This is a genomic window from Caballeronia sp. (assembly GCF_049581465.1).
In the GTDB taxonomy this organism is placed as follows: Bacteria; Pseudomonadota; Gammaproteobacteria; order Burkholderiales; family Burkholderiaceae; genus Caballeronia.
In genome coordinates this window covers 1-8,862 of sequence record NZ_JBAUSA010000910.1, presented here as the reverse complement: position 1 = coordinate 8,862, position 8,862 = coordinate 1, and the positions used below count along the sequence as shown (strand labels likewise).

Genomic DNA, 8,862 nt, shown 5'->3' with positions numbered 1-8,862 from the left:
GGCGCGAACAGCGATCGCTTCCGCGCCCGCTCTTTTGAGCTCGTCGGCGGCCTTCTGCGCTTGTTCGAGATGTATATCGACAATACTCAAACGTGCACCCTCGCGAGCGAGCCTTGAGGCGATCCCGTAACCGATCCCTTGGGCGCCGCCAGTGATCAGCACAACTTTATCCTTGAGCCGCATTTGTTATCTCCGATTCTGTATTTACATAAACAGCACGTAGCATTACTGCGCGGTGTATCCGCCGTCACAGACGAGGCTGGTTCCGGTCACAAAGCCAGCCTCGTCCGACGCGAGAAACAGGACACAGTTAGCAACATCAATTGGCTCGCCGAGTCGCAAAGGGTGAAGTTTCGTCATCATGTCGAGATAAACCTCAAGTCCCCCCGGATACGTCTCGCCGGCTTTCATAAACAGCGGCGTCTTCGTCGAACCGGGGTGAACAGCGTTGACACGGATTCCGTATTGCGCGTAGCACAAGGCATCCGTTTTCGTCATTGCCAGAATTGCACCCTTGGTCGCGTGATACGGGGGGATGTCGTTGTTACCAATGAGCGCGTAGATAGAAGAGAAGTTGACAATGGCCCCGGCGCGTTTTTGCATCATGTGTGGCACCACATGTTTCGTGCACAGAAACGAACCCCGCACATTCACAGAAAAAACCTTGTCCCACTCGTCGACGCTTACTTCGTGAGCGAGCTTGTTGGCTCCCGTGATCGCCGCGTTGTTCACCAGAATATCGGGGGGCCCAAGCCGGCGAACAACCTCCTCTACGCCGGCGCGCACTTGTGCTTCTTCAGTGACATCAACAGCCACGAAGATAGCGTCGCCACCGGCTTCCTTGATACGCGCCACCGTCTCTTCGCCCGCGGTATTCACGACATCAAAAACTGCGACACGTGCGTTTTCTTCCGCAAAGCGCAGAGCCGTAGACCGACCGATGCCTGTACCGGCACCGGTGATAATGGCGGTTTTTCGTTCGAGTCTTTTCATAAAAACGTCTCCGTCCTAAAGAAATCCGATCAGGCCTCGATCCTTGTCTAGCGCCCGCGTTTTACGCGTCCTTTAGACACAGGAAGTTAAGGTTGCTGCCTCGAGCGAGAGTACATTTCTTGCCTCTTCGAACGACGCCGGCCTTCGGCCGTATTCCTTGCAAAGATCAGTTACTTTGGACAGCGTCGCGAACCCGCGTGAACCATTCTGGCTTAACACGCCCTGCTCCTTCGCGACTGTGGCTTTGCAATGGCCGCCCATTTCGATCGACCACTGGGCTACCTTCAGTTCGGTGCTTCCACTCCCGAGGCCAGACCATGTTGCCTCTGGGGCGAGCCTCCTGAGTGTCTCCGCAAAAAAGAGGAAAGCGTCCCGATCCGACGGCACGCCACACTTCTGACCGAAGCAGAAGTTCATGCGTAGCCGGCTATCGAACAAGCCGTCGTGTTGCAATGTCACCGCGCGGAACACAAGCGAAAGATCATCTACATCCAGAGCAAGTTGTTTCCGAAGCCTTTCAGTTTCACGCCTTTGAGCTCGAAGCAGAGCGACAGCCCCCTCTTCGCAAAAGACGCCCACCGGGACAGAGACAATGTCAGCGTCAAGCCATGCAAAGTGCTTAAGAAGCAGCTTGAGCTCGAAGAGACTGTTTCCGGCGACCTGGAAAACGATTCCGGGATACCGGGTCCGCGCTTCGCTAACGAGCGTTCGCAGTTGCCCACGACGTTCCTCGCTCCGGCAAGTCCGTGCGACAGCTCCCAGATCCACAACACTCGTACCGCCGTCGACGGATGTCTTCAAAAGGTCTGTGAACTCGGCATTGCCCGCGGCGTTGACGGCGGGTTCATCGTCCCGAAAAAGATTTGCGAACGCAGTGTTCACGATGCATACCGAATTCATAAAGTCTGACTCCTGCAGAGACACTCGGACGACTGTTACCTGATCAACTGACCAACTGCATAAAGCTCAATGTCTTGAACTAACGCCGCCCCATGATTGCGGACGACACCATCAGTTGGCGCGCTCGAAATGACCGATACGTTTAAGTCGACGGCTGATAGTCGACCTGGTGCCTTGCGATGCGAACACCGCCTATCTCTTCCTTCACTCGCAAGTGCTCAGGATGGCTCGCGTAACCTGCCAAAGCCTCATCTGATTCGAATTCGGAGTAGAGCACGACATCGCAGGCGTAGTCGACGTTGCTTACATCGACTCCAATTTCCAGTATTCGCATTCCAGGAATTTTCCCATTGAGCGACTCGAAGGCCCGCTTGACTAACGTAATAGCTTCCAGCTTGGTGTCGGCCGTTGAACCGTTGATCTGCCACATGACGATATGTTTGATCATGCTTCGCCTTAGTACATACATTGTTTTGACGTGACGCATCGCGCGAAAATTTGTAGCACTGTGCCTCTGCCACGATTAGTGTGGTGGACTATAGAGCCGCCTCCCACGCATTGAAAGCAGCCGCAGCATAAATGTAATTTCCACCTGGAGGAAGAATGAGCGTGCGCATGGCTGCGCGCGGCTCCGCGACAATTTAACGGCTCAAATTCAGGGTAATCCTTATGATTCTTCCGTCTCGCGGAAAAGTCATTTAATGTTGCTTCCCTTCTATTTATAGGCGGCTGAACCTATCGTCTCAACACGGCCACTGAGGTTCTTTATTTGCGATGCAACCCGAAGAAATTCAAATATCGTGCCGGCAGTTACTCACATCGAAGCACGCGAAATCAGCGCATATTCAATCAGGAGACGAAGATGAAATCTAACCTTAAGGCACGTGTTCGGCTGCTTGCCGGGATTATTTCTGCCGCTGCTTTTATGGGTGGAATAGCGGTTAACTCCCCCATAGCCATGGCCGCCAACCCGAACGGGAAACTCATTGCGGGCATTGATGAAACCGCCTCCGAGTACTGGGCCGAGTATCTTCGGGGTGTGGACGACATCGCGCAGTCAGTCGGGAACAAGGCAACCGTTATTGCGGACAACTATCAAGGTGATCAACTGCTGGCGCAACTCGGAGCGGTGTACGCCGGCGGCTGCACAGATTGCTCTCTTGTCACCAACTCCACTTCCAACGCGTATGTAAAGGCCGTCGTTGAACGATCGGCAAAAGCGGGCGTGTATGTTGTAACTGTCTGGAACAGACCAGAAAACCTTCACCCATGGGACACGGGAAATAACAAATGGGTCGCTCACACGTCATTTGACGGCGTTGAGTCTGGTTACCTCCAGGCAATGGCACTTTGCAAGGCCTTGAAGGGGAAGGGGCAAATTGCCGCTATCGAAGGCGTGCCTTCGACACCGCCGGCCTTTCAGCGGATAGAGGGCTTGAAGAAAGCCTTGGCTGAATGCCCCGGCATGAAGCTCGTTGACACCCAGGTTGGCGATTGGCAGGAAACGAAAGCCCAGACCATTACCCGGACATGGCTCGCGCGTTACGGCGATTCCCTTAATGGCATTTTCGCTTCCAACGATGCGATGGCGCGCGGCGCTGTCGCGGCGCTTCGTGAAAAGCAGCTGAATGGGAAAGTGCTCGTGACCGGTTCCGATGGCTCAAAGGTAGGTCTGGACATGGTAAAGAGCGGCGACATGTTGGCAACGGTCTGGAATGACGCCGTTATGCAAGGCGCGGTAAGCATGGCGTTGGCGCGTGCCGCAGCCGACGGAGATATCCAGCCCGACAAGTTGACGAAGGCACAGCGAGACTTCTACCTCAAGCAGGAGATCGTGACCAGGGATAACGTCGATCATTTCCTTGCATTGAAGGCGAATGCGCCGAAATACACCTATGCCGATGTGAAAAAGGACTTCTGGAAGTACTCGGCAGGCGAGATCCCAGCAGGCGTCAACGCCGCTAAATAAGTAAGCATTCTTGCGGAGACATCATGTCGATTTTACATAGAGTCAGCAGTGACGCTGCGCACTTCGAAAGAAGTCGAGGCTTCTCACTGAAGACCTTCCAAAACAAGGGGCCATTAATCGCCTTGGTGTTGATGGTCATCGTGTTCCAAGCGGTCACGGGGAGCTTCGTCAGCATCGGTAACTTCAAATCGATTCTCGAGGCAGTGGCTGTTCCGTCGACCCTTGCAGTAGGGATAAGCTTCGTGATCTTGCTTGGAGCGATCGATCTCTCTATGCAGGGCATCATTGCAGCAGCGAGCATGACGCTCGCGCTGCTGGTGGCAAACGGAATCAACGGCAACGACTTCGGGATCCTGGGGATCTTGATCGCGGTCCTCATTGGGGTGGCGTTCGGCGCACTGAACGGAGCGTTGCATGTATTCGGAAAGACGCCTTCCCTGATCGTGACCCTCGGCATGTGGTTTATCGGACTCGGGGTGGCTGCGGTTCTCTTTCCCGACAGGGTTCCGACGATTCATGAGCCCCTGGTGATTGGATTGTCGTCCGTGCGGATCGCGGGCATGAGCCTGACCTTCTATATCGCAATCGCAGTCGTGGCCGCCGCATATGTAGTGCTTAAATACACCAGGCTCGGCCGGATGATCTACGCGATCGGTGGAGATGAAGGGATTATCGTCGCGTCGGGTCTTCCGGTAAAGCGATACAAGTTTATCGCCTTCGTTATCTCCGGTGGTATTGCGGCTTTCGGCGGGATCCTTCTTTCCGCCCAGCTCGGTAACGGCAATGCCGATATCGGCGCAGGCCAGCTCTTCCCTGCGATCAGCGCTGCTGTTGTCGGTGGCACGGTGCTGAGCGGGGGTCGTGGGGGAGCACTTCATTCAGCCTTGGGCGCGTTGATCCTTGAGGTGCTGAGCAACGGTTTGATCCAGATCGGCGCCGGCCCGTACTCGCGCAACATTATTAGTGGTGCCGTCATCCTCGTGGCTGTCGGTGTGACCAGCTACCACCTCCGTCGTAAGTTGAGGGTCGTGAAATGACTACCATCCTTGAGCTAAAGAACATCAACAAGCGGTTTGGGCGGGTTGTCGCACTTGAGAACCTCAATCTCGAATTGCGGGCGGGCGAAGTTCTGGGGCTGGTCGGCCAGAACGGGTCAGGCAAATCCACACTCATGAAAATACTTGCTGGGCTGCAGGGACCGGACTCAGGCGAAATCCTGTTGCGCGGCGAGCTCGTCAAGATCCGTTCCGCGGCAATGGCGACCTCGCTGGGGATCGGGATGGTTCACCAGGAGCAGTCTCTCATTCCGAATCTCACAGTCGCGGAAAATATCTTTATCGACAAGCCGAACGAAGCTACTCGAGGCGGCATCTATCGATGGAAAGCGTTATATGCGGCCGCACGTGAGCAACTCGAAAAGATCGGCGTGAACATTCGCCCGGAAGCGCTCGTCGAAGAACTCAGCTTTGCTGCGCGTCAGCAAGTAGAACTGGCGAAGGTCCTTGCAATTGAAGAACTGGTGGACCATCCACCAATCATCCTTTTCGATGAACCGACTTCGGTCCTGAACCCTGACGAAATCAAGATCCTGTTCCGCGAAATCGAGCGTTTGAGAAGTCGCGCGTCTATCGTCTTCATCTCGCACCGCCTCGACGAAATCCTTGAAATCTCGGATCGCGTCATTGTTTTGACCAACGGCGTAAAGGTGGCGGACGAACAGGTTGCTACCCTCGACCGTGACGAACTTTATCGGCTGATGGTGGGTCACGAGCGCGAGGTCAAGCAGCGCCAACCTCTTGAGTCCACGAAGCCTGCGCCGGCAAGCCCACGTCTGAAAATCCGGAAGCTCACTGACGGAAACAAGTTCAAAAACCTCGATCTTGATGTGGCGAAAGGCGAAATTGTCGGGCTGGTGGGTGTTCAGGGGTCAGGTGCCGAAGAGCTATGCCGCACCATCTTTGGCGCAGAAGATTCGGTCACTGGACATATCGTGCTCGACGACGCCCCCGCACTGTCGCTCTCTCCCCGTGACGCAGTCAAGAACGGTATCGCGTACCTGCCGTCCAACCGACGCCTTGAAGGCATGCTGGCGGGACGGACGCTGATACAGAACATGGTGGTCACCTACGGTCTCGAGTATGGGCGTAGCGCCTTCCTCGTCGACTACCGAGCAGAAGAAACCGCCGCGAGTCAATGGATGTCGCGTCTCAAAGTCAAGGCAACATCCGGCAGGGACAGGATTGAGCGTCTGAGCGGCGGTAATCAACAAAAGGTCGTGCTCGGAAAATGGCTCATGTCGAAAAAGCTCAAGCTTCTTCTACTCGATCATCCAAGCCGCGGTCTTGACCCTGGCGCTCGCGACGATCTCTTTGACGCGATCAGGGAACAGGCGAGACAGGGCATGTCCATCATTTTTGTCGCAGATACAAGCGAAGAAGCGCTCGAACTAGCCGACAGAGTCATGGTGCTTAGGGATGGCGAATTCACCGCGTCCTATGATCTGCGGCAAGGCGTCATGCCGAGCCAAGAAGACATCGTCAGGGCGATGGTCTAACCAACGATTGGAGTCTTAACGATGAACGCCGCGAAATCTCTTGGTTCCAGTTTCGGAACATACACGACCCAGGCGCGAGGGCTAATCCCTCTGCTCGTACTCGTACTACTTGTAGGAGGCAGTTCGCTGTTTGCGCCCAGCATGCTTTCGGTCGGTGGCTTGTCCAGCTTCTTCACGGATGCTGCGCCCCTTCTGATTTTGGTGGTTGGCAGTACCTTGCCGATCCTCGCCGGTAGTATCGACTTGTCTGTGGCCGGGATAGCCGCGTTAGTCGGTGTGCTGACTGTCTTTCTTCACCCGATCTTTGGCCCGTGGGCGACACCAATCGTTCTTGTCGGTGCCCTGCTGTTCGGAGCGCTCCAGGGTTATGTTCACGCGAAGTTGCAGCTTCCCTCGTTTATCACGACCCTGGCGACGCTCAGCATCCTTACTGGTCTCGCGTTGCTTCTCTCGAACGCCACGGCTCTTCCCATTCCGGACGACGACTCATTGATTTCATGGATCTCAGGCAGCGTTGGTCCTGTTCCGAACTCGATTATCGTCGTGGTGTGCGCGACTATTGTTCTTGCTGCCGTGCTGCGATACACACGGTTTGGCCGGGATCTGTACGCGCTCGGCGCTGGTGAGCGCACGGCAATCATGTCTGGCGTGAACACGACTCGAGTCCGATGCCTGGTGTTCGCGTTGTCGGCATTCTGCGCGGGGATCGGCGGGGTGCTCTTGAGTTCGATCACGGGCTTCAGTTCGCCGACCATCGCGGGCAATCTTCTCCTCCTTTCAATTGTTGGTGTTGTGTTGGGTGGCACCGCGATTTCAGGCGGTGTGGGTGGTCTTGGGTCTGCTCTCGTAGGAGGTGTGATTACCGCGTGGCTGCGTGTTATCACCGTTATGGTTGGCGTCACACCTACAACCCAAAACATTGTCTTCGGTGTGATGGCGCTAATCGCCGTCATGCTCACGACCGATCGGGCGAAGATCGGCATCGTCAAGTAACCCGGCGGGGACTCCGACTTTCCCTGAACGAGCGATCCCGAGCGTTCGAGCTTGCTGCGGAAATTACCGGGGCAAAAAATTATTCCATGCCGAACCACGAAGACTTCCGCCTGACGGAGATTTCGCGGCTCTCTCGTCGCCTTGCCTCACACCAGTCAGATGAGACCGCGTCCGCCCATGAGTCAGACAGGCGCTCGCCCGAATCGCACTATTGAGCGCCATCGGCGCCGGAAAGAGGAGACACACCATGGCGACTCACAGTCATTGGGGAGCACTAATCACCCGCTTTGTGATTCGATTCACTGGATACCTGTGGCGCATGGTTTATTGGCGCGCACGGGGGGAGTGTCTGTACGTAATCGATGACCACAAAGGCCAGGGTCCTTTTAAAGACCTCCCTTGAAGCAGATTTTTTATTCCCAGGATCAAATCGGAGGAATTTGTGAGTTCACAACGAATGGTAGGGAAAGTGGCAATCGTAACCGGTGCCGCACGAGGTGTTGGCCGTGGAATCGTACTTCGGCTTGCTCAGGAAGGTGCCAGGGTCGTTGCTGCCGATCTCTCGCCGTGTGACGAAACCATCGACGAAGTCCGAAAGCTGGTGCCGGAGTGTTACGTCTGCGCAGCCTCGGTCAACGTGATTGAAGGCGAATCTGTGGACGCGCTCGTCGCCTCTACGGTTCGCGAGCATGATCGTCTCGACCTCATTGTCAACAATGCAGCAGTAGTGCAAACCATGATGATGTTAGCTGATACGCCTGACAAAGAATTCGATCGCATTTTCAGCGTCAACTTCCGTGGTGTCTTCAATGGCAGCCGCGCCGCTGCCCGGGTAATGCGTGAGCAGAAGAATGGCTGCATCATCAATATCGGTTCATGGTATGCAAAGCAAGGCTTCGCCAATTTCGCGGTCTACTGCGCAACCAAAGCGGCAGTCATGCGCATGACGGAAGCGTTGGCGCTTGAGATGGCCCCGTTCGGTGTACGGGCAAACACGGTTTGCCCGGGCAATACCGAAACAGAGATGCTCAAAAAGGCGATGAGAGAGGAGGCCACTCTCCGGAATATCACCTATGAAAAGCAGGTTCAGCACGTAAAGGACAGCATTCCGTTGGGTCGGCTTGGTCGCCCGGAGGACATTGCGGCAGCTATTGTCTATCTCGCGTCACCGGAAGGCGAATACATCACGGGCGAGGCACTGAACGTCAATGGCGGCGTCATATTCTCTTAACGCAAATGCGCGTCAGCGGCCCGTACAGTGGGTTGCTGGCGCTTCCGGGACAGCGACGAAGTGAACGTTCCAGTCTACTGCGTCCAAAGGCGTTCGTAGTCTCGTTCGCGAAACGTTCCAGTCAACAGGTCAATGAACGTTCGCACCTTTGCAGATAGATATTTTCTGCTTGGGTAGGCAAGGTTGATTGTGAGGCGCGGCAAGTCCCAATCATCAAGCACA

General features: G+C 55.4%; 9 protein-coding genes and 1 pseudogene. 5 read left to right on the top strand and 5 right to left on the bottom strand.

Translation table 11 applies throughout. The features are described 5' to 3' along the window. The 4 genes from WCA53_RS22320 to WCA53_RS22305 form a co-directional block, all read right to left on the bottom strand. A partial coding sequence (locus tag WCA53_RS22320; protein ID WP_423915640.1) for an SDR family NAD(P)-dependent oxidoreductase occupies positions 1 to 183 on the bottom strand: 183 nt, incomplete at its 3' end. Positions 184 to 225: 42 nt separating this feature from the next. Beyond that, complete coding sequence (locus tag WCA53_RS22315; RefSeq protein WP_423915637.1) at positions 226 to 993, bottom strand: SDR family NAD(P)-dependent oxidoreductase; 768 nt, start codon at positions 991 to 993, stop codon at positions 226 to 228. 72 nt (positions 994 to 1,065) lie between these two features. After that, positions 1,066 to 1,893 (bottom strand): 3-keto-5-aminohexanoate cleavage protein, encoded by an 828-nt coding sequence (locus WCA53_RS22310; RefSeq protein ID WP_423915634.1) that lies wholly within the window; start codon positions 1,891 to 1,893, stop codon positions 1,066 to 1,068. 142 nt (positions 1,894 to 2,035) lie between these two features. Beyond that, the gene (locus WCA53_RS22305) at positions 2,036 to 2,341 is read right to left on the bottom strand and encodes a Dabb family protein (protein ID WP_423915633.1); all 306 of its coding nucleotides are present in this window, start codon (positions 2,339 to 2,341) and stop codon (positions 2,036 to 2,038) included. Positions 2,342 to 2,755: 414 nt separating this feature from the next. Between WCA53_RS22305 and WCA53_RS22300 the strand changes: the two genes are divergently transcribed. The 5 genes from WCA53_RS22300 (at position 2,756) to WCA53_RS22280 (ending at position 8,640) form a co-directional block, all read left to right on the top strand. Continuing rightward, on the top strand, positions 2,756 to 3,862 hold the full coding sequence (locus tag WCA53_RS22300; RefSeq protein WP_423915632.1) for a sugar ABC transporter substrate-binding protein: 1,107 nt from the start codon (positions 2,756 to 2,758) through the stop codon (positions 3,860 to 3,862). Between the two features lie 23 nt (positions 3,863 to 3,885). Next, the gene (locus WCA53_RS22295) at positions 3,886 to 4,899 is read left to right on the top strand and encodes an ABC transporter permease (RefSeq protein ID WP_423915631.1); all 1,014 of its coding nucleotides are present in this window, start codon (positions 3,886 to 3,888) and stop codon (positions 4,897 to 4,899) included. Next, positions 4,896 to 6,416, top strand: coding sequence for a sugar ABC transporter ATP-binding protein (locus tag WCA53_RS22290; protein ID WP_423915630.1), 1,521 nt, complete (start codon positions 4,896 to 4,898; stop codon positions 6,414 to 6,416). The genes WCA53_RS22295 and WCA53_RS22290 overlap by 4 nt, the downstream gene beginning before the upstream one ends. A 21-nt stretch (positions 6,417 to 6,437) precedes the next feature. Beyond that, entirely contained in the window at positions 6,438 to 7,409 is a 972-nt protein-coding gene (locus tag WCA53_RS22285) for an ABC transporter permease (RefSeq protein ID WP_423915629.1), read from the top strand. Between the two features lie 469 nt (positions 7,410 to 7,878). Further along, the gene (locus tag WCA53_RS22280; protein ID WP_423915628.1) at positions 7,879 to 8,640 is read left to right on the top strand and encodes an SDR family NAD(P)-dependent oxidoreductase; all 762 of its coding nucleotides are present in this window, start codon (positions 7,879 to 7,881) and stop codon (positions 8,638 to 8,640) included. A 74-nt stretch (positions 8,641 to 8,714) separates the two neighbouring features. Here WCA53_RS22280 and WCA53_RS22275 read toward each other — a convergent pair. Next, positions 8,715 to 8,862 (bottom strand): annotated as a pseudogene (locus tag WCA53_RS22275) (LysR family transcriptional regulator); the annotation flags it as partial.